The following is a 24,892-nucleotide window of genomic DNA, read 5'->3' as shown; positions in this document are numbered from 1 at the left end:
GTGTCGGCTGGTCGCGCAGCTGATAAGGGCTCCACGCGAGTGGAGCCGATCCGTGAGCCGCGCCGCTGAGCGGGACTAGCATGCGGAAGGACAGGGCGGGGACAGTCCCCGAACTGCCCGACCGCTCTGAGGAGCGATAAACGATGTTCGAGAGGTTCACCGACCGCGCGCGGCGGGTTGTCGTCCTGGCTCAGGAAGAAGCCCGGATGCTCAACCACAACTACATCGGCACCGAGCACATCCTCCTGGGCCTGATCCACGAGGGCGAGGGCGTCGCCGCCAAGGCCCTGGAGAGCCTCGGGATCTCCCTGGAGGCCGTCCGGCAGCAGGTCGAGGAGATCATCGGCCAGGGCCAGCAGGCCCCGTCCGGTCACATCCCCTTCACCCCGCGGGCCAAGAAGGTGCTGGAGCTTTCGCTCCGCGAGGCCCTCCAGCTCGGTCACAACTACATCGGCACCGAGCACATCCTGCTCGGCCTCATCCGCGAGGGCGAGGGCGTCGCCGCCCAGGTCCTGGTGAAGCTCGGCGCCGACCTCAACCGGGTGCGCCAGCAGGTCATCCAGCTGCTCTCCGGGTACCAGACCAGCGGCAAGGAGTCGGCCACGGCCGGCGGCCCGGCCGAGGGCACCCCCTCCACCTCGCTGGTCCTGGACCAGTTCGGGCGCAACCTCACCCAGGCCGCCCGCGAGGCCAAGCTCGACCCGGTGATCGGGCGCGAGAAGGAGATCGAGCGGGTCATGCAGGTGCTATCCCGCCGCACCAAGAACAACCCCGTGCTGATCGGTGAGCCCGGCGTCGGCAAGACCGCCGTGGTCGAGGGCCTGGCCCAGGCGATCGTCAAGGGCGAGGTTCCCGAGACGCTCAAGGACAAGCAGCTCTACACCCTGGACCTCGGCGCGCTGGTCGCGGGCTCCCGCTACCGCGGTGACTTCGAGGAGCGCCTGAAGAAGGTGCTCAAGGAGATCCGCACCCGCGGCGACATCATCCTGTTCATCGACGAGCTGCACACCCTGGTCGGCGCGGGCGCCGCCGAGGGTGCGATCGACGCCGCGTCGATCCTCAAGCCGATGCTGGCCCGTGGCGAGCTGCAGACCATCGGTGCCACCACGCTGGACGAGTACCGCAAGCACCTGGAGAAGGACGCCGCGCTGGAGCGCCGCTTCCAGCCGATCCAGGTCGCCGAGCCCTCGCTCCCGCACACCATCGAGATCCTCAAGGGCCTGCGGGACCGCTACGAGGCGCACCACCGGGTGTCCATCACGGACGCCGCGCTGGTCGCCGCCGCGACCCTGGCCGACCGCTACATCTCGGACCGCTTCCTGCCGGACAAGGCGATCGACCTGATCGACGAGGCCGGCTCCCGGATGCGCATCCGCCGGATGACCGCGCCGCCGGACCTCCGCGAGTTCGACGAGAAGATCGCCGACGTGCGCCGGGAGAAGGAGAGCGCGATCGACGCGCAGGACTTCGAGAAGGCCGCCTCGCTGCGCGACGACGAGAAGCAGCTCCTCACCGCGAAGGCGAAGCGGGAGAAGGAGTGGAAGGCCGGCGACATGGACGTCGTCGCGGAGGTGGACGAGGAGCTCATCGCCGAGGTCCTGGCCACCGCCACCGGCATCCCGGTCTTCAAGCTGACCGAGGAGGAGTCCTCCCGCCTGCTGCGCATGGAGGACGAGCTGCACAAGCGCGTCATCGGCCAGACGGACGCCATCAAGGCGCTCTCGAAGGCGATCCGGCGCACCCGTGCGGGCCTCAAGGACCCGAAGCGTCCCGGTGGTTCGTTCATCTTCGCCGGCCCGTCCGGCGTCGGTAAGACGGAGCTCTCCAAGACGCTGGCGCAGTTCCTGTTCGGCGACGAGGACGCGCTGATCTCCCTCGACATGTCGGAGTTCAGCGAGAAGCACACCGTCTCCCGGCTGTTCGGCTCGCCCCCCGGCTACGTCGGGTACGAGGAGGGCGGCCAGCTCACCGAGAAGGTGCGCCGGAAGCCGTTCTCGGTGGTCCTCTTCGACGAGGTCGAGAAGGCGCACCCGGACATCTTCAACTCGCTGCTGCAGATCCTGGAGGACGGTCGTCTGACCGACTCCCAGGGCCGGGTGGTCGACTTCAAGAACACCGTCATCATCATGACCACCAACCTCGGCACCCGGGACATCTCCAAGGGCTTCAACCTCGGCTTCGCGGCCACCGGTGACGCCACCAGCGGGTACGAGCGGATGAAGGCGAAGGTCAGCGAGGAGCTCAAGCAGCACTTCCGCCCCGAGTTCCTGAACCGCGTCGACGACATCGTGGTCTTCCACCAGCTGTCCGAGGACGACATCATCCAGATCGTCGACCTGATGATCGACAAGGTGGACGGCCGGCTCAAGGACCGCGACATGGGCCTGGAGCTCAGCATCGAGGCCAAGAAGCTGCTGGCCAAGCGCGGTTACGACCCGCTGCTCGGTGCCCGTCCGCTGCGCCGCACCATCCAGCGCGACATCGAGGACCACCTGTCGGAGAAGATCCTCTTCGGCGAGCTGCGGGCCGGCCACATCGTGGTCGTCGGCGTGGAGGGCGAGGGCAAGGACGCGACCTTCACCTTCCGCGGTGAGGAGAAGTCCCCCGTGGCCGACTCCCCGGCCGCCGTGACGGCGGGTCCGGACCTCACCAAGTAAGGTTTGTTGCGAGTTCGAAAAGGGCCCCTGCCCCGGTCATAACACCGGAGCAGGGGCCCTTTCGTTATGTCCGCCGCTTCATCTCCAGGTCACAATTCCTGTGATCAACCGCACCCCGATCCCCGCCGTTCGACGGATGGCGCAGGTACTCCGTACCCGATGGACACGCTCACCAGCGGGGCCTTTGCCGGGACTTGACGCATGATCAGGTCATCGGAGCGCCGGAGCATAGCGCCGTGACCATGTCACGGTCAAGGTCTTTCTTTTTCATCCACGCTTGGATCAAATGTCGTCCACCTGTCTTTCATTGGTTCACCGGCGGAGCCAAGAGCTCGGCCGGTATGGGGAGGACGTCACCACGTTGAACATATCCAAGAAGGTTGCTTCGGCGACCGCTGCCGCGGCGGTCATCACCGCCCTCGGCGCCGGACTGCTGCCGGCCACCGCGTCTGCCGCCCCGAGCCCGGTCGTCCCGGTCAGCAATGACCCGGCCGACGCGGTCCAGGCGTCGTCGGTGGACCACAACCTGGCCGGTCCGCTGAGCGCGAAGGTCGAGGCCGAGCAGAAGGCCGCTCTGGACCAGCTGCTGGCCGGCACCGCGAAGATCGAGAAGCACGGCGGCGGCACCAGCATCAAGCTCGGCCGCGACAAGTACGTCGAGCTGGCCCGTGAGCGCACGGACAAGATCTTCACCATCCTGGTCGAGTTCTCCGACCAGGTGGACAACACCACCAAGCTGCCCGACGGCAAGCTCAAGTACGGTGGCACCCCCGGCCCGCAGCGGAACCAGATCCCGCAGCCGGACCGCGCGAAGGACAACTCCACGGACTGGCGGGCGGACTACAACCGCCAGCACTACCAGGACATGTACTTCAGCAAGACCCAGGACTCGCTCAAGACCTACTACGAGCGTCAGTCCTCCGGCCGCTACTCGGTCGACGGCCAGGTCACCGACTGGGTCAAGGTGCCGTGGAACGAGGCCCGTTACGGCTCGGACTACTGCGGCCAGCACGTCTGCAACAACGCCCAGGACCTGATCCGCGACGGCGTCAACGCCTGGGTCGCCGACCAGAAGGCCAAGGGCCAGACGGACGCGCAGGTCAAGGCGGAGCTCGCCAAGTACGACCAGTGGGACCGGTACGACTACGACCACGACGGCAACTTCAACGAGCCCGACGGTTACATCGACCACTTCCAGATCGTGCACGCCGGTGAGGACCAGTCGGCCGGCGGCGGTGCCCAGGGCACCGACGCGCTGTGGGCCCACCGCTCCTACGCCTACGGTTCGCTCCAGGGCCAGACCGGCCCGGCGGACAACAAGCTCGGTGGCACCCAGGCCGGCGACACCGGCATCTGGGTCGGCGACTACACCATGCAGGCCGAGAACGGCGGGCTCGGTGTCTTCGCCCACGAGTACGGCCACGACCTCGGTCTGCCGGACCTCTACGACACCACCGGCTCGGGCAACGACAACTCGGTCGGCTTCTGGTCGCTGATGTCGTCCGGCTCCTGGCTCGGCACCGGCAAGAACGCGATCGGCGACAAGCCGAACGACCTCGACGCCTGGTCCAAGCTGAAGCTCGGCTGGTTCGACTTCGAGAAGGCCAAGGCGGGCAAGCTCTCCGCCCACCTGCTCGGCCCGGCGGAGTACAACAGCAAGCGCCCGCAGGGTCTCGTCGTCGACCTGCCGAACAAGACCGTCACCACCGAGATCAACACCCCCTTCCAGGGCAGCGGTGAGTGGTGGAGCGGCTCGGCCGACGACCTGAACGTCGCCCTCACCCGCGACGTCGACCTCACCGGCAAGACCTCGGCCTCGCTGACGGCCAAGGGCTGGTACGAGATCGAGCAGGACTACGACTACGCCTACGCCGAGGTCTCGACCGACGGCGGCGCCAACTGGGTCGGCCTGAACGGCACCTGGAACGGCACGGCCATCCCGCTCAACCCGGGCAACAAGGCCGGCCTGACCGGCAACTCGGGCGGCCAGTGGGGCGACCTCGCCTACGACCTGACCCCGTTCGCGGGCAAGGCCGTCAAGGTCCGCTTCCACTACACCACCGACGGCGGCGTGCACGAGAAGGGCCTCGCCCTCGACAACATCGGCATCACCGCCAACGGCGCGTCGATCTTCTCCGACACGGTGGAGAACGGCGACAACGGCTGGAAGGCCGACGGCTTCTCCCGCATCAACGGCAAGTTCTCCAAGGACTACCCGCAGCACTACCTGGTGGAGAACCGTCAGTACATCTCGTACGACGAGACCCTGAAGACCGGCCCGTACGTCTTCGGTTCCACCGTGAAGCCCGACTGGGTGGAGCACTACGCCAACCAGAACGGCCTGCTGGTCTGGCTGTGGGACGAGTCGCAGACGGACAACAACGTCACCAACCACCCGGGCCAGGGCCTCGTCCTCCCGGTCGACTCGCACCCGACCCCGCTGAAGTGGGCCGACGGCACCTACATGCGTCCGCGCCTGCAGGGCTACGACTCCACCTTCGGCTTCGACCGCACCGACGGCCTGAAGCTCCACAAGGCGGACGTCCTCACCACCATCCCGTCCTCGAAGGGCGTCTCGTCCTTCAACGACGCGAAGAACAAGTACTGGGACGCCGCGACGCAGTACTCCTCCGTCCAGGTCCCGAACACCAACACCGCGATCTCGGTCCTCTACGAGAGCTGGAACAAGCTCGAGACCCTGGTCCTGGTCAGCCCCGGCAAGTGAGCTCCGCTCAACTGACGTGGTAAGCAGGTGACTTCGGCCCCGCCGGGATTGCTCCCGGCGGGGCCGGAGTGTTCTCAGTCCTCCGACGCGGCCGTTCCGGTGAGCCACGGGATGTCGACGTCCACGCCCGGACTGGCGAACCTCAGCTCCTTCAGTGCGGGGAAGCGTTCACCCACCTGGTCGTTCCCGCCAGTACCCTCTTCGAGCAGCACCAGGCGCTCCACCGTCGGCAGACGCAGCCCAGGTGGTGCAGCCGCAAGTGCCTCCCGGAACAGCAACATCGCCCTGACCGGCAGCTCCCGCTCGACCAGCAGCTCGATCTGCTCCGGTTCGTCCACCCACAGCGCCTGCCGGGTGAAGTCGGCCCGCGACAGTACCTGATCCACGTAGCCCACCCGGTCGAACCGGCGCCAGGATCCCAGACTGCCCCTGCCTCCGAGGGCCACCAGGTCACCAAGCACCCGGAGCGCCTCGGCGCCGCCGATCTCCCCGAGTGCGCTGCCGACCGCCGTGATCTCGATCCTCACCCGCCGCTGTGCCAGTCGGTCGAGGACGACGACCAGGTCCTCGCCGATCTGGTACCACGGGTACCACGGCACCAGCGACGGGGACTCCGTGAGGTGCTCCAGCAGCCGACCCAGCACCAACTCGCGGACGTCCTTATCCAGTTCGGCCGCGTACGGCAGGCAGCTGCCGGCCAGCTGGTGGACCGTCAGCGCGTCCGGGTTGGCGGCCCGGTCGCCGGCCGCGACCAGGCGCCGGAGCAGGTCGGCCCGCTCCCTCGGGCCGCAGTGCCCCACGGTCATCCGGATCGCGTCCCGCCAGTGCTCCTCCTTCGCCATCCCCGCCAGCAGGCCGAAGTCGCCCTGCTCCCGGAACTCCAGGGCGGCCAGGTAGTCCTGGAAGGTCCGGTGGATGAACTGAAAGGTCTCGGTGCTGGTCTCGGCCAGCAGGCCGCTGCGGTTGAGCAGGTGGGTGTACACCTGCTCGGCGTCGCCCTGCCGCGCCACCGCCGGCAGGCTGCCCAGGGCGCCGGAGATCTGCCGGATCGCGGTGTCCCGCTCGCCCTCCACCTGGTTGTTGCGGACCAGCCAGTGCGCGACCCTGCGCAGCAGGGCCAGCTGCTCGGGCTCGGAGAGCGTCAACTGCTCCACCGGCCCCAGCTGCTTGGCGTCGTCCCGCCGGACCAGGAGCATGGACAGCGCGTCCCGGTAGATCTCCATCCGGTGGGCCGGCAGCGCCCCGTCCGACTCCCGGTTGAGCGCGCAGACCATGGCGCAGACCAGCGGGCTGTCCGTGATCTGCGCCAGCCCCTCGGAACGCTCCAGCACCCGCAGCAGCCCGGCCCGGAGCCCGTCGATCTCCTGCTGCCACCGCACCGTCTCGGCCGGGCTCCGCGACTGCTCCACCAACTCGGCCAGCACCGCCCGGTGCCAGCGGTCGATGAACCGCGTCCGGTCCACGGCCGTCATCGGACTCAGCATCAGCTCGTCGAAGTCCAGGTGCGCCAGCCACCCCGGCGGAACGGCCGACGGCCGCACCGTCGCCAGGGTCCAGGTGTGCGGGTAGCGCTCCAGGAAGCGCTCCAGCCACTGCAGGATCTCCTCGCGCCCGGCGTCCGGCACCTCGTCCAGCCCGTCCACCAGGAGCATGGCCCGGCCGGCCGACAGGACCCGGTGCGCCCACCCCGGTGGCTGCCCGTCGGCGTTCAACCGGCCGTCCAGGGCAAGCAGTTCGTCCGGCTGCGGACTGAAGTTGCCCTGGCGGGCCAGCTTGCGGAGCTGGAGGACCAACGGCACCCGCCGGCCGAGCCCGGCCAGCTCCTCCCCCAGGCTCGCGGCTGCGGCCCACGTGGCCAGCCACTGCACCAGGGTCGTCTTCCCCGGCCCCGCCAGCCCTCGGATCAGCACCCGGCTCCTCTCCCGGAGCAGCTCGGGGACCCGGCGGCCCGCCGACCGGCTCCCCCCGGGCAGGTCGGTGGCCTGGAGGGTGAGGTAGGCGGTGTCGAGGCCCCAGCCCCGCCTCCCCTGGCCGTGGGCCCGGTTCAGGCCGAAGATGCGGATGCGGCCGTAGTCGGCCTGGATGGACTTGGCGTACTCCTCCTCGAACTCGGCGTCGGCCAGCTCGCCGTCGTGGACCTTCAGCGCGCTGCCGAGCTGCTCGGTGACGTGGAAGGCGAAGCCCGGAGCGTCCAGCAGGGCCGAGGCCGGGAGCACCTCCAGCTGCGAGCCGTTCCACGACTTGCGCTTGTGGTCGCGCAGCACCAGCCCTAGCAGCACGTCCCGGAAGATCACGCCCGCGCCCGACAGGCCCGCCCACGGGGAGTCCTCGCCCGCCGGTGCGGCCTGCTGGGCGACGAACACCTGACTGCCCTTCAGCAGGCCGGCCTGCGGCAGCAGTGACCCGAGCACCTGGGTGCTCTCCAACTCCCCGGCACCGCCCCGCTCGACGGCCGGGAAGCCGGTGACGTGGCAGCCGGCCACCGGCTCCGTCCGATCGGGCCGGGCCCAGCGGACCGGCGGCACCGCGCCGGCCACCAGGTCACGGTCCGCCAGCAGCAGGGCGGCGTCCAGATCGGGGCTCCGCCAGATCACCTGGCAGCGCACCCACCCCGCGCCGCCCGGGACAGCGGCCTCCGCGTCCTCGCCGCGGACCACGTGATCGGCCGTCAGGACCAGTCTGGGGCGCAGCAGAAGGCCGCTGCCCTGGGTGACCCCCCGGACGGCGGCGACGCGTCGTACCACCGCCTCAGAACCCCGCTCGGCTGCCGAGATCGACGTTCCCGACGTCCACCGAGCCGCCGTCGGCGGTCTTCGAGGCGAGCGTCACGGTGATCTTGTGGCTGCGCTGGCGGGCGACGCCGCCCTCCGCGTCGGCGGTGAAGACCCACGCCTTCACCCCGCCCTTCACCTTGGCATCCAGCTTCAGCTCGACGCCGAACTCCAGCACCACCGACTCCACCCCGAAGCGGACGGCCTGCCCCTCGCCCCGGGCCACCGCCTCGGCCAGCTGCTCGCGCACGGCCTCGACCGCGTCCGCCAGTTCGATCCCCGCGTCCATGACGCCCCCTCCCAGCACCGGATTCCGGACGAGCCTAGAGCAGCCCAAGCAGGTCCGTGAGGGCTTCCTCGATCTCCTCGGCGGTCCACTCCATCGCCTCGGCCGCGACCGTGACCTCGGTCATCGCGCAGCCGGGCACCGGCCCGTCGGCCCAGAAGCCGAACAGCCCGACCCCCTGCTGCTCCGCCAGCCGCACCGTGGCCTCGTTCAACTCGTCCGCCCCGTACGGCAGCCAGAGCTGGAACTGGTGGGTGTGCGGCACCTCCGGCACCACCCGGGCGCCCGCCACGCCGCCCAGCGCCGCCGCGACCACCTTCGCGTGGGCGACGTGGCCCGGCAGCTCCGGCAGCACCCGCTCCAGCCCGGCCAGCGCCGAGAGGGCGGCGGGCCACTGCTGGAAGACCTGGCCGCCGTAGCGGTGCCGCCAGACCTTGGCCTCGCGGATCAGCGACTCCGGGCCGGCCAGCACGGCCCCGCTGATGCCCCCCAGGGTCTTGTAGAGGGAGACATAGACCGAATCCGCCAACTCCGCGATCTCCGGCAGCGAGTGGCCGAGGTGCGGCACCGACTCCCACAGCCGGGCACCGTCCAGGTGCACCTTCACCCCCTCCACCGCCCGGCAGGCCGCGACCAGTTCCTCCCAGGTCGGCAGGACGAATCCGGCGTCCCGGAGCGGGAGTTCGAGCATCAGGGTGCCGAACTGCTCCTCGCAGCCGAGCAGTTCCTCGGCCGTGGGCAGCCGGGGCTCGCTCGTCGGCCAGACGGCGACCAGACCGCTGAGGCGCTGGTAGGCACGGCGCTCCCACCGCTCGGGGTGGGCGAGCGGGTGCATGGCGACCACCGGGCTGCCGGTGCGGGCGGCCCAGTGGCGGAGGGCGACCTGCTGGGCCATGGTGCCGGTGGGGAAGAAGGCGGCGTCGGGCTTGCCGAGCAGTGCGGCCACCCGCTCCTCCAGCAGCCGGACCACGCCGTCGCCGTAGATGTCGGGGCGGGCGTCCAGGTCGAGCCCGAGGGTCTCGGCCTCGGCGGCCAGGCCGGCCATCCGCTCGCGGAGCGACTGCGGGCGGCTGCCCGAGAGCAGCCGCCCGCAGCGGCGGAAGGCGGTGAAGCGACGGTCCTTGAGGGACGTGAGCGAGGAGTCGGTCATACCGACGATGCTGCCCCACCGGGGGAGCGTGCGCCGAGGCCGGGCCGGGGTCTCGCCGGCCGGCGCGTCGGACGGGCCGTCGGACGGGGCGTCAGGCGGGCCGTCCGACGGTCTCTCAGGCGGCGATCCAGCGGTTGACCGAGCCGTCCACCTTGCAGGTGATCCACTCGCCGTTGCGGTCGTGGGTGGAGCGCCCGAGGTCGGCCTTGCGGCAGAACTGGCCGTCGTTGTAGCAGTTGCCCGCGTTGGAGAGGATCTCGCACTTGGGCGCGGCGGCGGCCGGCGGCTTCGGGGTGGCCGGCGCGGCGGGTGCACTGGTGGCGGGCTTCGGTGCGACAGCGGGCGGCGGGGTGGCAGCCGGCTTCGCGGTGGCCGGCTTGGGTGCGGTGGTGGCCGGCTTGGGCGTGGCCGCCTTGGTGGCGGGCGGCGCCGCGACGGGCGGTGCCGCAGCCGGCGGCGGGGCGGCGGCCACCGGGGCCTGCGCGGCCGGAGTGACGGCGGCAGGCGTCTGAGTCGGCGTGGGCGTGGGCGTCGGGCTGGGCGACGGCGACGCGGGCGGCGCGGACGGCAGGGCGGCGGCTGCGGCCGGCGGGCTGGTCGGCGAGGCGACCGGGGTGACGGTGCCGGGCCCGCAGGCGGCGAGGGCGGCGGCGGCCACGGCAAGGAGGGCGGTGCGGAGGAGTCTCATACGACCTGTTCCGGCTCGGTCGGGGGTGCCCCGAAGCTCTGGGTGCGCGGAGGCTATCGCGGGGTCCACGCACCAAGTCGGTTGATCGGGATATCAGCCCGGCTTGTCCGCCGAGTCCGCTTCGTCCCACCCGGACCTTGTCAGCTCTGTGACCGGCCTCACGGTTGGGGTGCCGCATGGCGGGGTAGGGCGGTGGGGCTCGTCACAGGCCCCGGGGGCGGTACGAGTCCGGGTAGTAGGAGGCCGGGGCGGAGGCGGTGCCACCGGGGGCGGCCCGGCCGCCGTCGTCGCGTCAAGGGGGCCGGCCGTGCACTACGGCCCGTCGTACGTCACACCGTTTTGGGCGACCGGCGATGCCCGTTTACACCTGTCTGGTCCCCACCCGTCCCCGCTGCCCCGAGGTGCCGCCCCCATGACGACGTCCATCCGCCACGCCGCCCAGGCGCACCGCGCCGCCGCCCGGACCGCCGCCCGCACTGCCGGGAGTCTGCTCGCCGCCCACCGCACGGTCGCGCTCTGGACCGGCGCCCTGGCCATCGGTTCCGGTGCGCTGCTGGTGCCCGGCACCGCCGTCGCCCAGCCCGCGCAGACCGTGCGGCCGACCACCCCGGGCTCCTCGGTGTTCACCGCGCCGGAGCAGGACGAGCGGCACGCGACGGTCGAGGTGGCCCATCCGGCCGCGTACGAGCTGCCGCACTCCGCGTCCCCGCAGGCCGCCGTCTCGATCGCGGACAACCTCGCCCTGACCCCGGCCAAGACCGAGGACGGAGCGGCGACCGAGGCCCACGAGCACGCTCCCGCCGCCGACCGGTCCGCCGAGCGCTCCGAGGCCCCGGCCCCCGCACCGGCCCCCGCACCGCAGCCCGAGCCCGAGCCCGCTCCGGCTCCCGCCCCGTCCTGGTACTCCCCCGCCCCCGGCGCGAAGATCAGCAACCCCTACGGCGGCAAGAACGCCGGCTACGCGGCCGGCTACCACACGGGCACCGACTTCGCGGTGAGCACCGGCACCCCGCTGCTCGCGGTGGCCGACGCCACCGTGGTCTCGGCCGGCCGGGGCGGCGCGTACGGGAACGAGGTCGTCCTGCGGCTGCCCGACGGCAAGTTCGCCGAGTACGCGCACCTGTCCTCGATCGGGGTGAAGGCCGGTCAGACCGTGAAGGCGGGTCAGCAGATCGGCAAGTCCGGCAGCACCGGCAACTCCACCGGCCCGCACCTGCACTTCGAGATCCGCTCGGTGAACCGCTACGCGGCCGTGATCGACCCGCTCGGCTACCTCAAGGCCCACGGCGCCGTCGGCTTCTGACGGTCCGCCAGGCCCTCCGTCAAACGGTTCGCATGGCCGTCCGCATGGCCGTCCGTCAGGCGGCCCGGAGAATCAGTCGCGCGGGGAGTCGATCCGTGCGGCGATCTCCAGCGCCACCTCCAGCGCCACCTCCGTCGCCTGGTCCAGCGTGGTCACCGTGCCGGTCGCGCAGAGCGCCTCCGGCCCGGCCGCCAGATCCTGCTTGAGCAGGAAGAGCGCGGTGTGGAAGGAGAACAGCGCCATCGCCGCCCGGAGCCGGGCCGCCGGCGTGGCCTCCGGCCCGTGCACCAGCTTGATCATGGCGATCATGCGTTCCTTGAACTCCAGCCCGGCCGAGGAGTCCCGTAGGGCCGGCTGGTTCTCGTGGAAGAACCGCAGCAGCGGCGCCCGCTCGGCCGACCCGGCCGCGAACCGGCGGATCAGCTCGTCCCGCACCTCGGGCGACCACTCCTGCTCCTCGCCCCAGGCGATCACCTCGTCGATCGGCGCCGCCGCCTGTTCGATGATCCCGTGGACGATGTCGTCCTTGGTCTTGAAGTGGTAGTAGAGCGCGGCCTTGGTGACGCCCAGCCGGTCGGCGATCTCCCGCAGCGAGGTCTCCTGGTACCCCTGTTCGGAGAACAGCTCCAGGGCGACGTCGATGATCCGCCCCCGGGTGCCGGTGCGCGGGCGCTGCGTCGTGCTCATCGGTGGGCGGCCTCGACTCCGTCAGTAATCGGCTTGACGCCAGGATAAGGACACCTTACCGTGCCACAGGTCAATCAACTAGCCGGGCGGCAAGTAAGTAGCCCGGCAGCGGTACTGCAGGGAGCCCACACCCATGTCGAAACAGCAGGTCGAAACCGTCGAGCCGCCCGCTCCGGCCGCCGACCCGACGCCGCGCACCCCCCGGGAGATCCGGCTGGTGATGATCGGTCTGGTGGTCGCCATGCTGCTGGCGATGCTGGACAACCTGATCGTCGGCACCGCGATGCCGACCATCGTCGGTGACCTCGGCGGCGCCGAGCACCTCTCCTGGGTGGTGACCGCCTACACCCTGGCGACCGCCGCCTCCACCCCGATCTGGGGCAAGCTCGGCGACCTCTACGGCCGCAAGGGCACCTTCGTCATCTCGATCGCGATCTTCCTGCTCGGCTCGGCGCTCTCCGGCCTGTCGCAGACCATGGGCCAGCTGATCGCGTTCCGCGCCGTCCAGGGCCTGGGCGCCGGCGGTCTGATGGTCGGCGTGATGTCGATCATGGGTGCGCTGGTGGCGCCGCGCGACCGCGGCAAGTACCAGGGCATGTTCGCCGCCGTGATGGCGCTGGCCACCGTCGGCGGCCCGCTGATCGGCGGCTTCATCACCGACCACCTCAGCTGGCACTGGACCTTCTACATCAACCTGCCGCTCGGCGTGGTCGCGCTGGCCTTCATCGTCGTCACGCTGAAGCTGCCCACGGTCCGCTCCAAGGCGAAGATCGACTACCTCGGCGCCGGGCTGCTCACCATCGGCATCACCTCGCTGGTGCTGATCACCACCTGGGGCGGCCAGGAGTACGACTGGGCCTCGAAGCAGATCCTGGGCCTGACCGCGCTCGCGATCGCCTCGCTGATCGCCTTCGTCTACACGGAGCAGAAGGCCGAGGAGCCGATGCTCCCGCTCGACCTGTTCCGCAACCGCAACTTCACCATGGTCTCGCTGATCGGCTTCATCGTCGGCTTCGCGATGTTCGGCGCCGTCACCTTCCTGCCGCTCTACCAGCAGCACGTGCAGGGCGCCTCGGCCACCTCCTCCGGCCTCCAGCTGATGCCGATGATGTTCGGCATGCTGGTGGTCTCGCTGGTGGTCGGCCAGGCCATCACCAAGACCGGCAAGTACCGGATCTACCCGATCATCGGCACCGCCGTGATGGCGGGCGGCTCGCTGCTGCTCTCCACCCTCTCCACCGACACCGACCGCTTCGTCTCCTCCTGCTACATGGTGGTGCTCGGCGCGGGCATGGGCTTCCTGATGCAGGTCACCATGCTGGTCGCACAGAACAGCGTGGAGCTCAAGGACATGGGCGTGGCCAGCTCCACCGCCACGCTGTTCCGCACCATCGGCGGCTCGTTCGGCGTGGCACTGTTCGGCGCGCTCTTCAACGACCGGGTCACCTCGACCATGGCGGAGGCCGGCGTCCAGGGCGGTGGCCACGGCAACATCGCCCAGCTCGGCCCGGAGGCGGTCCGCGCACTGCCCGCCCCGGTCCAGGAGACCTTCCACCAGGCGGTGGCCAACGGCATCCACACCGTCTTCATCTGGGGTGCGGTGATCAGCCTGGTCGCGGTGGCCGCCTCGGTCTTCCTCCGCGAGGTGCCGCTGCGTGGCGCCGGGGAGCCGGTGCTCTCCGAGTGACGTCGCGTCAGCACGCCTGAAGGGCCCGGTCCGCAGTGCGGACCGGGCCCTTCGGCATCGCAGGGAGGCACGACGTGCGTGGCGTACGAGGCGCGGGCGAGGCTTGCTGCGGGAGCCGGTGGGCCCCCTGCGCCACCGGCCCGTCCAGGGCCCGCTGCACAGGGGCCGACCAGGCCTGCGGGACCTCGCCGTGCACCTCCCGAAGTGCTCCCGGCGGCTCCCACCCGGACCCTGACGGTCCGTCACGCACGGCGGCGGTGATGCGGTCACTGCGGGAGCCGGTAGACCCCCTGCGCCACCGGCTCGACCAGCCCGTCCAACGCCCGCTGCACGAGGCCCCGCCGAGCCTGCGGAGCCTCGCCGTGCGCCTCCCGGAGCACCGCCGGAAGCCGCCCGCCGGACCCTGGCGGCCCGTCAGCACGGCGGCGGTGAGGGTCACTGCGGAAGCCGGTAGACCCCCTGCGCCACCGGCTCGACCAACCCGTCAGCCACCAATCCGTCCAACGCCCGCTGCACGGGGCCCGGCCGAGCCTGCGGAGCCTCGCCGTGCACCTCCCGGAAGCCGCCGGCCGGACCTGACGATCCGTCACGCACGGCGGTGGTGAGCGGTCACTGCGGGAGCCGGTAGACCCCCTGCGCCACCGGCTCGACCAGCCCGTCGGCCACCAGTCCGTCCAGCGCCCGGCTGCGCTGCACCGGGTCCGGCCAGACGGCGTCCAGCCGGGCCTGCGGGACCTCGCCGTGCGCCTCCCGGAGCACCGCCAGCAGCTTGCCCCGGACCTGACGATCCGTCCCCTCGTAGGTCTGCCCGCGCCGGGCCGGTCCCTGGTAGGGCGGGCAGCCCGCCGCCTGCCAGGCGCACTGCCGCCGCAGCGGGCAGGCGCCGCACTCGGGGCCGCGCGCGGTGCAGACCAGCGCACCGAGCTCCATCACCGCGACCGCCCAGACCGCCGCCGTGGCGGTGTCGTCGGGCAGCAGGCCGGTGGCGGTGCGGCGCTCGGCGGCGGTGGTGGCCTGGGCCGGGTACTCGACGCCGGTCACCGCGCGGGCGAAGACCCGGCGGACGTTGGTGTCCAGCACCACGTGGCGCTGCTTGAAGGCGAACGAGGCCACGGCGGCGGCGGTGTACTCGCCGACCCCGGGCAGGGCGAGCAGCGCGGCGTGGTCCTCGGGCACCTCGCCGCCGTGCTGCCCGGTGATCGCGGTCGCGGCGGCGTGCAGGCGCAGGGCCCGGCGCGGGTAGCCGAGCCGGCCCCACATCCGGACCGCCTCGCCGGGCGGGTCGGCAGCCAGTGCGGCGGGAGTGGGCCAGCGCTCCATCCAGGCGGCGTACGCGGGCAGCACCCGCTTCACCGGCGTCTGCTGGAGCATGAACTCGCTGACCAGGACCGCCCAGGGGCTCGCCTCCGGCGTACGCCAGGGCAGGTCGCGGGCGTTGGCCGCGTACCAGTCGAGCACGGTCGAGTGGAGCAGCGGGGCGGGGATCTCAGTGGTGGTGACAGCCATGGCCCGGCCATCCTCGCACCGGCCCCAACAGGCCGACAAACGCCCCGGTGGGCGCGCCCGGCACCCGACCACCTCCCCGTTGGCGGGACACCGTCGGCGGACCAGACGCCGGGGGCCGAAGGCCGGGGGCCAGACGCCGGGGAGCTCCGGCCGTGCGCGGCGCGCCGGAAGCACGGCGTTCGCGGGGGTGGGGTACGGCTCCGGAGCAGCGGCTGCCCGTAGCAGCCCTCCTCCCGGGCGTGCCATCAGAGCTGCCGGGCCGCCTCGTCGGCAGGCGCCGCACTCGGCCGGGACGGCCACCCCCGCGCGGAGCCCCGGACCGGCCGCAGGAGGCGGCCCCGCCGGTGGCGGAACGCCGGTACGGGACCCGGCGGCGGGGCGGCTCTCCGGTGGACGGCACTCGCCGGGAGGCCACGCCGGAGGCTCACCCGGCCGGAGCAAAACACGGATGATGTGAAGGAAGCGACTCCAGACCGGTGTTGATGCACCATCGGGTCCTCCGGGTCTCGTAGAGTTTGCCCGTGCCTTCTCTGCGTCAACCCGTGGGACCGCTGCCGGCCTCGATCTACTGGCGTCGGCGGATCGTCGTGCTCGTAGCCCTCGCCATCGTGCTGGCGCTGGCCTTCTGGATGTTCTCCGGCTCCGGGGGCGGGAAGCCGGACAAGCAGGGCAGCGCCCAGCCCGCGCCGGTGCAGTCGATCACTCCCGGCGCCACCCCGACCGGACCGGCCGTGGACAGCCGCCCGAACACCGGCTCCTCCTCCGGTGGATCGACCGGCGGCACCGGCGGGGTCTCCGGCTCCGGCGGCGGCGAGGTCAGCCTGACCACCGGCGGCACGGGCACCGGAGGCGGCCAGGGCTCCGGCTCCGGTGCGGCCGGTGGCTCCACCGCGACCGGCGGAGCGGCGGGCGGCACCGGCGGCGCGGCCACTCCCCCGCCGGTGAACACCCCCGAGGTGATGGCCCTCCAGGTCTGCGCCGCCGGGCAGCTCGCGCTGGAGCTGGCGGGCAGTCAGGACGCCTACAAGGCCAAGGAGAAGCCCCGGCTCTCCCTCACCGTGCGCAACACCTCCGCCGGCGCCTGCCGGGTCAACCTGGGCCGGCTGGCCTCGACCGTCACCGTGACGCTGGCCGAGTCCAACGAGCGGGTCTGGTCCTCCGGCGACTGCCCGACGGACCGTCAGGACACCTGGGCCCAGCTCGGCGCAGGCGGCGGCCTGACCGAGACCTTCACCTGGGAGCGCGGGCGCTCCAAGCCGCAGTGCGCCACGCCGGACACGGCGCCCGCTCCTACCGGCCGCTACCTGGTGCAGGCCACCCTGACCGGCCCGGCCGGCGGTCCGGTCTCGGCCCGCACCTCGATCCGCCTCGACGGCTAGGGCCCGGGCCCGACCGGCCCGGCACGCCTCACGGCCCGTCCCCGTAGCGGGCGTCGAGCAGCGCCAGGCAGCCGGGGTGGACCATGGCACCCGGGAGGCGGGGGTGGGGAGCGAGGACGCCCGCCACCCGCAGGCGGGCGAGCACGGGGCCCGGGTCGTACGGAATCCGGTCGCGCAACCAGGCCGCGGAGACGGCGGGGCTGGAGCGCAGGCAGTGCAGCACCGCCGCCGCGGCGTCGTCCTCCCCGGAGCGTGCGAGGGCGGCGTCGATCAGGGCTCCGTAGGCCTCGACGGTCGCGGTCCGGTGGCGGGCGGTGTCGGTGACGGTCCGGGCGAACAGCTCGCCCCACACCGTCCAGTGCCCGTCGGCAGCCGCGACCACCGCCGCGTCGTGCTCGGCCCGGTGCCGCTCGGTCCAGCCCTCCAGGTCGAGCAGGAGCCCCGGCAGGAGGCCGGCCGCGACCAGGTCGCACTCGGCGAGCAGGCGCGCGGTCCGGCCGTTGCCGTCCGGGAAGGGGTGGACGGTGAGCAGCCGCACCATGGAGAGCGCCGCCGCGTCGAGGGGTGGTGAGGTGGTCGAGGTGCCCCACGCGGACCAGCGCCGGACGTGATCGCGCAGCTCCGCACCGGGGCGGACAGCCATCACGAAGCGCTGCCCGTCCGGCCAGTTGACCCGGCCGGTGGCGGGCCGGAAGCCGCCCCCGCCGGGGATGTTGGGGTCGGCGGCGACCAGCAGCCCGTGCAGCTCGGCGAGGGCGTCCGGGGTGAAGCACGGGCGGCGGCCGGGCCGTTCGGCGCGTTCCGCGCGGACCGAGTGGACGGCGAGCAGGCCGGCCGCCGCCCGGGCCTCGGCGGCCTCGGCGATCCGGGCCCTCACCTGGTCGTCCGGCAGTCCGGCGAGGTGACGGTGGTGCAGCTTCGCGCGGTACCGGGGGCGGTGGAACAGGTCGGGGTCGCCGAGATGGCGCCCGGCGGCCTCGGTGAGCGCGGCCAGGGCGGCCAGCGCCGTGGCGCGGGCCGCCGCCGGGACGGCCTCGGCGTCGAGCGGCGGCACGACGGGGCGGACCCGCCGTGCCGCCACCGGGGGGTGGGGGCGCATCAGGTGAGGACCGGCCTCAGCAGGGACGGGCGGTCACGACGCCGGTCGGGGACGTGATGTTCACGAACTCGGTCTTGTAGCTGAGGCTCCAGTAGTCGAAGGTCGTGATCCGGTAGGCGTTGGTCTGGTACTGGACGGCCAGCGTCCAGCTCTCGCCCGGGCCGAGGTTGATCTCGACGCTCTGACTCCGGACGATCTTGGTGTTGAGCTGGGTGCCGATGGTGGCGGTCAGGACCTCGAACGCCTTCGCCGAAATGTTGGCGCTGACCTGGTAGTTGACCTCGTAGTCGACCTTCTCGGTCGCCTTGTAGGGCATGGAGTTGCCGTTGCGGTAGCAGTTCTCGTTCTTCTCCCAGAGCTTGCCGAAGCTGATCAGCACCGCACTGTCCGAGCCGCCGCCGCCCCCGCTCCCGTCGGAGCCCGAGAAGCCGGGGTCCTCCGGCGTGGGGGCCGGTTCGGCGGAGCCGGTGAGCTCCAGGTAGGGCTGGCCGATCTCCACCGCGGTCTCGGGCAGCCGGCTGATGTTGGTGCCGTTGGTGATGACGGTCGGCAGGGAGCCGCTCACCGGCCCCTGCCCACCACCGCCGTCGCCCCCGCCGTCGCCCCCGCCGCCCGGGCCGCCGGGGCTGCCCGGGACGGTGATGATGACCGGGTCGGGCAGGTCCTGGTCGTTCGGCGGGTCGTCATTCCCACAGGTGGAGTGGTCGTCCACGCAGGATGCGTGGGCCGCGAACGGGACGGTGACGGCCGGGACGGTGGTCAGGACGGTGGCGCCGAGTGCGGCGGCCACGGCCATGCTTCTGAGCTTCACGTTTCCTCCGGGTCGGAAGGTCGGGAGGCCCCAGCTTCTTCGAACGCGTCCGCGAAAGCGTCAGGGGTAGCACGTAGCCTCCGTACGTATCTCCCGGGCCACCGGCGTCAGGGGAAACCCGGCCTGCCGCCGAAGAGGCTTGGGCGGACCGGACATTGACGCCACGTCACCACGGAAGCGAGCAGGCGCTGTGCGGCAGGACGACTCTCGGCGACCCGAACTCGCTTCCTTGGTAAGACTGTTGGATGACCTGGGCCGGGGCCGGGGCTCGGTCGTCGAGATCTCCGGGGAGCCGGGGAGCGGGAAGACCCGGCTGGCCGGGGCGCTCGCGGAGCTGGCGGCGGAGCACGGGTACCCGGTGGCCCGGGCCCACGCCCGGCGCGGCGGGGCCGTCCCGCTCCAGGTCTTCCGCGACGCCCGCGAGGCGGGCCGGGCCGCCACCGGGGGGCAGCCCTGGGACGGTCCGGCCGAGCGGGTCGCCGACTGGGCCGCGGGGTGGGTGGTGGTCCTGGACGACGTCCACCTGTGCGATCCGGCGTCCGCGGCCCTGCTGGTGCGGCTGGTGCGGTCCGCGCCGCCCGCCCCGTTCCTGCTCGTGCTCGTCCACCGCGCCGGACGGACCGCGTCCGCCCTCCGCGAGGCGCTGGCGGAGGGCGCCCGGGCCGGCACGGTGACACGGGTCGAGCCGGCCCCGCTCACCCCCGAGGCGGTGGCCGCACTGCTCGCCGAGCGGCACGTCCCGGCAGCCACCGATCTCCGATCCGGGCCCGAACTGCTCCTGCTCGCCGCCGAGTTGTGCGCGGCGGCAGAGGGCAACCCGAGCTACGTCCAGCTGCTCGCCGCAGCCGGCTGGGACCCGGCGCACTGGCCCGACCGGGCCGGCCCGGACCCGGCCGGCCTGCTCCGGGCGGCCGGTCCGCTGATCGCCGAGTTCGACGCGCTGAGCTCGGCGGCGGCACTCACGGCGGCCTCCGCGGCCGTGGCCGGCAGCCCGTTCCGGCCGGAGGACGTCGCCCTGCTCTCCGGCCTGGGGACGGACCGCACCATCGACGCGCTCGCCGAGCTGGAGGCGGCCGGCCTGGTCCGCCCGGCCGACTGGCAGGGCCGCCTGGCCTTCCGCCATCCGGTCGTCGGCCACGTCGCGCACGACCGGGCCGGGCTCTCCTTCCGTCTGCGGGCCCACCGCCGGGCCCTGGACCTCCACACCGAGCGGGGCGGCCGGGCCCGGGACCGGGCCCGGCACGCCGAGCACCTGCTGGGCAGCGACGCCGGACTCGCCGTGCGGACCCTCGCGGACGGGGCCGCGGAGATCGCGGCCCGGGAGCCGGCGACGGCCGCGCGCTGGTGGGGGCTGGCGTTGGAGTCACTGCCGGACGGCGGCGCGGACGCCACCGACCGGATCCCGATGGAGCTCGCCCGCTGCCGGGCCCTGACCGCCGCGGGCCGGCCGGACGAGGCTCGCGCCCGCGCGCACGAACTGCTGGGGCACCGGGCCGCCGGGCTGGACGGACGGCAGCTGGTCGAGGCCCACGCCCTCTGCGTCGGCGCCGAGCGCCAGCTCGGCCGGTACGCGGAGGCGGCGGCCATCGCCGACGCCGCCCTCGGGCTGCTGCCCCGGCCGCTGCCCGCGCCGCTGCCGACCGAGGCCGCCGAGCTGGTCATCGAGCACGGGCTGGTCCACGTGCTGCGCGGCACCCACGAGCAGGCCACCCCGCTGCTCCGGGAGGCCGTCCGGGCCTCGACCGGGCCGCACGACACGGGCTCCGTACGCGGTGCGGGCAGCACGGGCTCCGCAGGCGGCACGGGCGCGGCGGACCGCACCACGCTGCGGGTGCTCGAAGCGCTCTGCGCCACCCACGCGGGCGAGCCGGCCGAGGCCCTCGACGGCGTCTCCCGCTGCGCCCGGCTGGTGGACGCCCTCCCCGACCCCCTGGCCGGCCGCACGCCGGAGACCCTCGCCCTGCTCGGCAGCGCCGAGCTCTACCTGGAGCGGTTCACCGACGCGGTGCGCCATCTGAGCCGCGGGCTGACGGTGGATCACCCGGGGCCCCAGCGGCCCGTCCGGCTGCACCGGCTGCTCGGGCTCGCCATGGCCGAGCAGTGGACCGGGCACCTGGACGCCTCCGCGCGGCACGCCCGGGAGGCCGAGGAGCTCGCCCGCTCGCTGGGAGCACGGCCCGCCGTCACCCTCGCCCGGGCCATCCTCGCGACGGCGCTCGTCTGGGCCCGGGGCCGGGAGCACGCCGGGGACGCCGTCGCGGCGGCGGAGGAGGCGGCGAGGGGAACCGCCGCGCACGGCCCGAGCTGGTGGTCGGCCTCCGCGACCGGCCTGCTCGCCCAGGCCAGGCTCCTGGCCGGTGACGCGGCCGGCTGCCGGCGGACCCTGCTGGCCGAGGGCCCAGGTGACCGGCTGCCCACGGTCCGGCCCTTCTCCCGGCCGCTGGTGCTGGCTCTGCTGGCCACCGCCGCCCTGGAGTGCGGGGAGCGGGACGAGGCCGAGCGGCTGGTCCGGGACGCCGAGGCGGAGGCCGGCCGGCTCGGGCTGCCCGTCCAGGAGGCCCACGTGCGGTGTGCGCGCGCCCGGCTGCACCAGGCCGAGGGCGACCACGCCCGGGCGGCCGAACTGCTCCGCCACGCCGCCGAGGCCTTCCGGTCGGCCGGGATGCCCGTGCAGTACGCGTGGACCCTCGCGACCGGCGCCCGGTCGTTCCAGGCGGCCCTCGGCCCGGCCGAGGCCTCCGTCCACCTCGACACGGCCGGGACGATCGCCCGCACCCACGCGGCACGGCTGGTGGAGGAGCAGGTGGCGCGGATGCGCGCCGAACTCTCGGCGGACGGCCGCACCGGGCACCCGCTCGGCCTGCTCAGCGACCGCGAACGGGAGATCGCCGGTCTGGCCGCGACGGGGCTGCGCACCCGCGAGATCGCCGAGCGGCTCTTCCTCAGCCCCCGCACGGTGGAGACCCACCTGTCACGCGTCTACCGCAAGCTCGACGTCTCGTCCCGGCTCGCGCTGTCCGACCTGCTGCGCCGGATCGGGTAGCCGTCTGCCGGCGCCCGTCCGCCGCAATCCGGCCACGGCAGGCCGCCGTTCTGCGTCCGGGGCGTCACGCCACCGTGAACGCGGCCCTTCGGCGCCGCGGCCGGCAGCCCGCTCGGTGCGCTTTCGCCCGGCCCCGTGCCAACCCCGAACGACGGTTCCGTGTCCGGTACATGACGACGAGAAAGCCTCTTCGTCGGTGCACCGTCAAGACCGCAGGCTGGTCCTCACTCACCCCGCACCACCGACGAGGAGGATCCCCTCATGGCACAGCTCTCCCGCCGCCGCGCAGTCGTCGCCCTGGCCACCGCCGTCGCCACCGCCGCGCTGTCCGGCGCCGTCACGGCCCCCGCCTTCGCGGCCCCGGCCGAGGGCGTGGTGCTCCAGGCCGGCGCCCCCTCGGCGATCCCCGGCAGCTACCTGGTGACCCTCAAGCCGGGCACGGGCCTGGCCGCCTCCTCGGCGAAGGCCCAGGCCGCCGCCGTCCAGCGCGGCGGCCGGATCACCCAGGTCTGGGACCAGGCCGTGAACGGCTACGCCGTCGAGGGCCTGACGGCCGTTCAGGCCCGCCGGCTGGCCGCCGACCCCTCGGTGGCCACCGTCGAGCAGAACCAGGTCTTCACCGCCACCACCACCCAGGCCAACCCGCCGTCCTGGGGCCTGGACCGGATCGACCAGGCGGCCCTGCCGCTCAACCAGAGCTACACCTACCCGGACCGGGCCGGCACCGGGGTCACCGCGTACGTGATCGACACCGGCGTCCGGGTCAGCCACACCGACCTGGCCCCGCGCGCCGCCAACGGCTGGGACTTCGTCGACAACGACGCCGTCGCCCAGGACGGCAACGGCCACGGCACCCACGTCGCCGGGACCATCGCGGGCACCAAGTACGGGGTGGCCAAGGCCGCCAAGGTGGTCGGCGTCCGGGTGCTCGACAACAACGGCTCCGGCACCACGGCCGGCGTGGTCTCCGGCGTCAACTGGGTCACCAAGAACGCGGTCAAGCCCGCCGTGGCCAACCTCAGCCTGGGCGGCAGCCCCTCCACCACCCTGGACAACGCGGTGGCCGCCTCGATCGCGGCCGGCATCACCTACGCGGTGTCGGCGGGCAATTCGAACGCGGACGCCAACAACTACTCCCCGGCCCGGGTCCCGTCCGCCCTCACGGTCGGCTCGACCACCAACACCGACGCCCGCTCCAGCTTCTCCAACTGGGGCACCCGGGTCGACCTGTTCGCCCCCGGCTCGAACATCACCTCGGCCTGGGGCACCGGGGACACCGCCACCAACACCATCTCCGGCACCTCGATGGCCAGCCCGCACGTGGCCGGTGCGGCGGCCGTCTACCTCTCGTACCACACCACCGCCACCCCGGCGGCGGTCAGCGCGGCCCTGGTGGCGGCGGCCACTTCCAACGTGCTCACCGGCATCGGCACCGGCAGCCCCAACAAGCTGCTCCGCGTCACCAGCTGACACCCCCTCACCCCCGTCCGCTGCCCGCCCGGCCTCCCCGGCCGCGGCGGGCAGCCGCACGCGCTACAGCAGCGCGTCGGCCGCCCGGAACGGGGCGCCGTGGCCGGGCACGATGACATCGGCGACGGCCAGCACCCGCTCCCGGGAGGCGCGCAGCACCGCCTGGTCCGGGGAGACCGGATCCTCGACCGGGCCGTTCGGCCGCCACCAGAGGTCGCCGACGAAGGCCACCACGCCGTCCGGGGTGCCGGCCAGCAGGGTGATGTCCTCCGGGCTGTGGCCGGGGGTGGCGATCAGGCGCAGCGAGGGGGTGAGCGCGTGGCCGTCGGCATCCCGGTCGAGCCACTGGTCGGCCCGGTACTCGGCCTTGTGGTCGTGCACGGTGGCCTCGCCGAACAGGCCGACGTTCAGGGTGTTGTCCGGGTGGTGGTGGCTCAGCACCACGTCGGTGACCCGGTCCGCCGTCAGCCCGAGCTCCGCCAGCGGGCCGAGGATGCGGTCGCGGTGGGCCACCATGCCGGGATCCACCACCACGTGCCGGCCGCCGTCGGTGACGTACGAGACGGTGGCGGCCACCCCCGGGCCGGTGGAGAGGGTGTAGCCGGTGGTCAGGACGGTGAAGGAGGCGCTGCGGCCGGACGGTGCGTCAACTGCGTCAGTGGTCATGCCGTAGAGCCTCGCCGAGCCGCGGGCTCCCGACGAGTGGCCGTGATGCCATCGATCGCGGGTTTCGTGCCAGACTGCGCGGATGCCGCCGCCCGCCCCCTTCCGCTCCGTCGCCGCCTACGCCCCGCCCGGGGTCGGACTGCTGGCCGTCGGGGTGATCGCCGAGGTGTTCGCCGAGCGCGGCGGCGGGCTGCCCTCCTTCGACTTCGCGCTCTGCACCGAGCGCCCCGGGCCGGTGCCGACCGACGTGGGCATCCCGGTCCAGGTCACGCACGGGCTGGACCGGCTGGCCGGGGCCGATCTGGTGCTCTTCCTGCCCTGGGCCGACTTCCGCACCCCGCCGCCGCCCGCCGTGCTGGCCGCGCTGACCGCCGCGCACGCCCGGGGCGCGCTGGTCGGTGCGCACTGCGTGGGCAGCTTCGCGCTGGCCGCCGCCGGCCTGCTGGACGGCCGCCGGGCCACCACCCACTGGCGCTTCGCCGACCTGCTGAGCACCCGTCACCCCGAGGTCGCGGTGCAGCCCGAGGCGCTCTACGTGGACGAGGGCGCCATCGTCACCGGCGCGGGCGCGGCGGCCGGCTTCGACCTCTGCCTGCACCTGCTGCGCCGCGAGTACGGCGCCGCCACCGCCAACGCGATCGCCCGTGACCTGGTGCTCCCGCCGCACCGGGCCGGTGGCCAGGCCCAGTACCTGGCCACCCCCGTCCCCGCCGACACCGAGGACGAGCGGCTGGCCGAGGTGCTCGCCTGGGCCCGGGCCCACCTGGACCGCCCGCTCCCGGTCGCCGAACTGGCCGGCCGGGCCCTGATGAGCCGCCGCTCCTTCGCCCGCCGCTTCACCGCCGCCACCGGCACCACCCCGCACGCCTGGCTGCTGGAGCTGCGACTGTCCCGCGCCGAGGAACTGCTGGAGACCACAGCACTACCGGTCGAGGAAGTCGCCCGACTGGTCGGCTACCGCAGC

The 24,892-nt window shown here is 73.2% G+C and carries 16 protein-coding genes and 1 pseudogene; 8 read left to right on the top strand and 9 right to left on the bottom strand.

Annotation, left to right across the window (positions count from 1 at the left end):
• Positions 1 to 143: 143 nt before the first annotated feature.
• Together ACIRBX_RS09265 and ACIRBX_RS09260 are read left to right on the top strand one after the other, a co-directional pair.
• Positions 144 to 2,657, top strand: a complete 2,514-nt coding sequence (locus tag ACIRBX_RS09265) for an ATP-dependent Clp protease ATP-binding subunit (protein ID WP_402294890.1) — start codon at positions 144 to 146, stop codon at positions 2,655 to 2,657.
• Between the two features lie 361 nt (positions 2,658 to 3,018).
• Positions 3,019 to 5,382, top strand: a complete 2,364-nt coding sequence (locus ACIRBX_RS09260) for an immune inhibitor A domain-containing protein (RefSeq protein WP_402294889.1) — start codon at positions 3,019 to 3,021, stop codon at positions 5,380 to 5,382.
• A 74-nt stretch (positions 5,383 to 5,456) separates the two neighbouring features.
• Here the strand turns inward: ACIRBX_RS09260 and ACIRBX_RS09255 are convergent, their stop codons facing one another.
• The 4 genes from ACIRBX_RS09255 to ACIRBX_RS09240 form a co-directional block, all read right to left on the bottom strand.
• Positions 5,457 to 8,126: an NACHT domain-containing protein gene (locus ACIRBX_RS09255; RefSeq protein WP_402294888.1), complete on the bottom strand. Its 2,670-nt coding sequence runs from the start codon at positions 8,124 to 8,126 to the stop codon at positions 5,457 to 5,459.
• Between the two features lie 4 nt (positions 8,127 to 8,130).
• The gene (locus ACIRBX_RS09250) at positions 8,131 to 8,442 is read right to left on the bottom strand and encodes a trypco2 family protein (protein WP_402294886.1); all 312 of its coding nucleotides are present in this window, start codon (positions 8,440 to 8,442) and stop codon (positions 8,131 to 8,133) included.
• A gap of 34 nt (positions 8,443 to 8,476) precedes the next feature.
• Entirely contained in the window at positions 8,477 to 9,589 is a 1,113-nt protein-coding gene (locus ACIRBX_RS09245; RefSeq protein ID WP_402294884.1) for a threonine aldolase family protein, read from the bottom strand.
• 115 nt (positions 9,590 to 9,704) lie between these two features.
• Positions 9,705 to 10,277: a hypothetical protein gene (locus ACIRBX_RS09240; protein WP_402294882.1), complete on the bottom strand. Its 573-nt coding sequence runs from the start codon at positions 10,275 to 10,277 to the stop codon at positions 9,705 to 9,707.
• A gap of 412 nt (positions 10,278 to 10,689) precedes the next feature.
• On the opposite strand from ACIRBX_RS09240, the gene ACIRBX_RS09235 reads away from it, so the two are divergent.
• Entirely contained in the window at positions 10,690 to 11,580 is an 891-nt protein-coding gene (locus ACIRBX_RS09235) for a peptidoglycan DD-metalloendopeptidase family protein (protein ID WP_402294881.1), read from the top strand.
• A gap of 72 nt (positions 11,581 to 11,652) precedes the next feature.
• On the opposite strand, the gene ACIRBX_RS09230 is transcribed toward ACIRBX_RS09235, so the two are convergent.
• On the bottom strand, positions 11,653 to 12,267 hold the full coding sequence (locus ACIRBX_RS09230) for a TetR/AcrR family transcriptional regulator (RefSeq protein ID WP_402294880.1): 615 nt from the start codon (positions 12,265 to 12,267) through the stop codon (positions 11,653 to 11,655).
• 133 nt (positions 12,268 to 12,400) lie between these two features.
• On the opposite strand from ACIRBX_RS09230, the gene ACIRBX_RS09225 reads away from it, so the two are divergent.
• Complete coding sequence (locus ACIRBX_RS09225) at positions 12,401 to 13,954, top strand: MDR family MFS transporter (protein WP_402294878.1); 1,554 nt, start codon at positions 12,401 to 12,403, stop codon at positions 13,952 to 13,954.
• A gap of 609 nt (positions 13,955 to 14,563) precedes the next feature.
• Here ACIRBX_RS09225 and ACIRBX_RS09220 read toward each other — a convergent pair.
• A complete protein-coding gene (locus ACIRBX_RS09220) occupies positions 14,564 to 15,460 on the bottom strand; it encodes an A/G-specific adenine glycosylase (RefSeq protein ID WP_402294876.1) in 897 nt (298 codons plus the stop codon).
• A gap of 521 nt (positions 15,461 to 15,981) precedes the next feature.
• Between ACIRBX_RS09220 and ACIRBX_RS09215 the strand changes: the two genes are divergently transcribed.
• The gene (locus tag ACIRBX_RS09215; protein ID WP_402294874.1) at positions 15,982 to 16,839 is read left to right on the top strand and encodes a hypothetical protein; all 858 of its coding nucleotides are present in this window, start codon (positions 15,982 to 15,984) and stop codon (positions 16,837 to 16,839) included.
• 28 nt (positions 16,840 to 16,867) lie between these two features.
• Here the strand turns inward: ACIRBX_RS09215 and ACIRBX_RS09210 are convergent, their stop codons facing one another.
• Together ACIRBX_RS09210 and ACIRBX_RS09205 are read right to left on the bottom strand one after the other, a co-directional pair.
• Positions 16,868 to 17,938, bottom strand: a complete 1,071-nt coding sequence (locus tag ACIRBX_RS09210) for a Fic family protein (RefSeq protein WP_402294872.1) — start codon at positions 17,936 to 17,938, stop codon at positions 16,868 to 16,870.
• Between the two features lie 16 nt (positions 17,939 to 17,954).
• Positions 17,955 to 18,749 carry a DUF6426 family protein gene (locus ACIRBX_RS09205; RefSeq protein WP_402294871.1) on the bottom strand — a complete coding sequence of 265 codons (795 nt, stop codon included), beginning with the start codon at positions 18,747 to 18,749 and terminating at the stop codon, positions 17,955 to 17,957.
• Between the two features lie 190 nt (positions 18,750 to 18,939).
• Between ACIRBX_RS09205 and ACIRBX_RS09200 the strand changes: the two genes are divergently transcribed.
• Together ACIRBX_RS09200 and ACIRBX_RS09195 are read left to right on the top strand one after the other, a co-directional pair.
• The gene (locus ACIRBX_RS09200) at positions 18,940 to 21,792 is read left to right on the top strand and encodes a LuxR C-terminal-related transcriptional regulator (protein ID WP_402294870.1); all 2,853 of its coding nucleotides are present in this window, start codon (positions 18,940 to 18,942) and stop codon (positions 21,790 to 21,792) included.
• A gap of 261 nt (positions 21,793 to 22,053) precedes the next feature.
• Positions 22,054 to 23,253, top strand: a pseudogene (locus tag ACIRBX_RS09195) (S8 family serine peptidase); the annotation flags it as partial.
• Positions 23,254 to 23,325: 72 nt separating this feature from the next.
• Here ACIRBX_RS09195 and ACIRBX_RS09190 read toward each other — a convergent pair.
• A complete protein-coding gene (locus ACIRBX_RS09190) occupies positions 23,326 to 23,928 on the bottom strand; it encodes an MBL fold metallo-hydrolase (protein ID WP_402294868.1) in 603 nt (200 codons plus the stop codon).
• A gap of 82 nt (positions 23,929 to 24,010) precedes the next feature.
• Between ACIRBX_RS09190 and ACIRBX_RS09185 the strand changes: the two genes are divergently transcribed.
• Positions 24,011 to 24,892, top strand: an 882-nt coding sequence (locus tag ACIRBX_RS09185) for a GlxA family transcriptional regulator (protein ID WP_402294866.1), incomplete at its 3' end; no start/stop codon positions are given.

Source organism: Kitasatospora sp. NPDC096147 (genome assembly GCF_044763225.1).
Classification (GTDB): Bacteria; Actinomycetota; Actinomycetes; order Streptomycetales; family Streptomycetaceae; genus Kitasatospora.
This window is presented reverse-complemented; position numbering and strand designations above follow the sequence as displayed.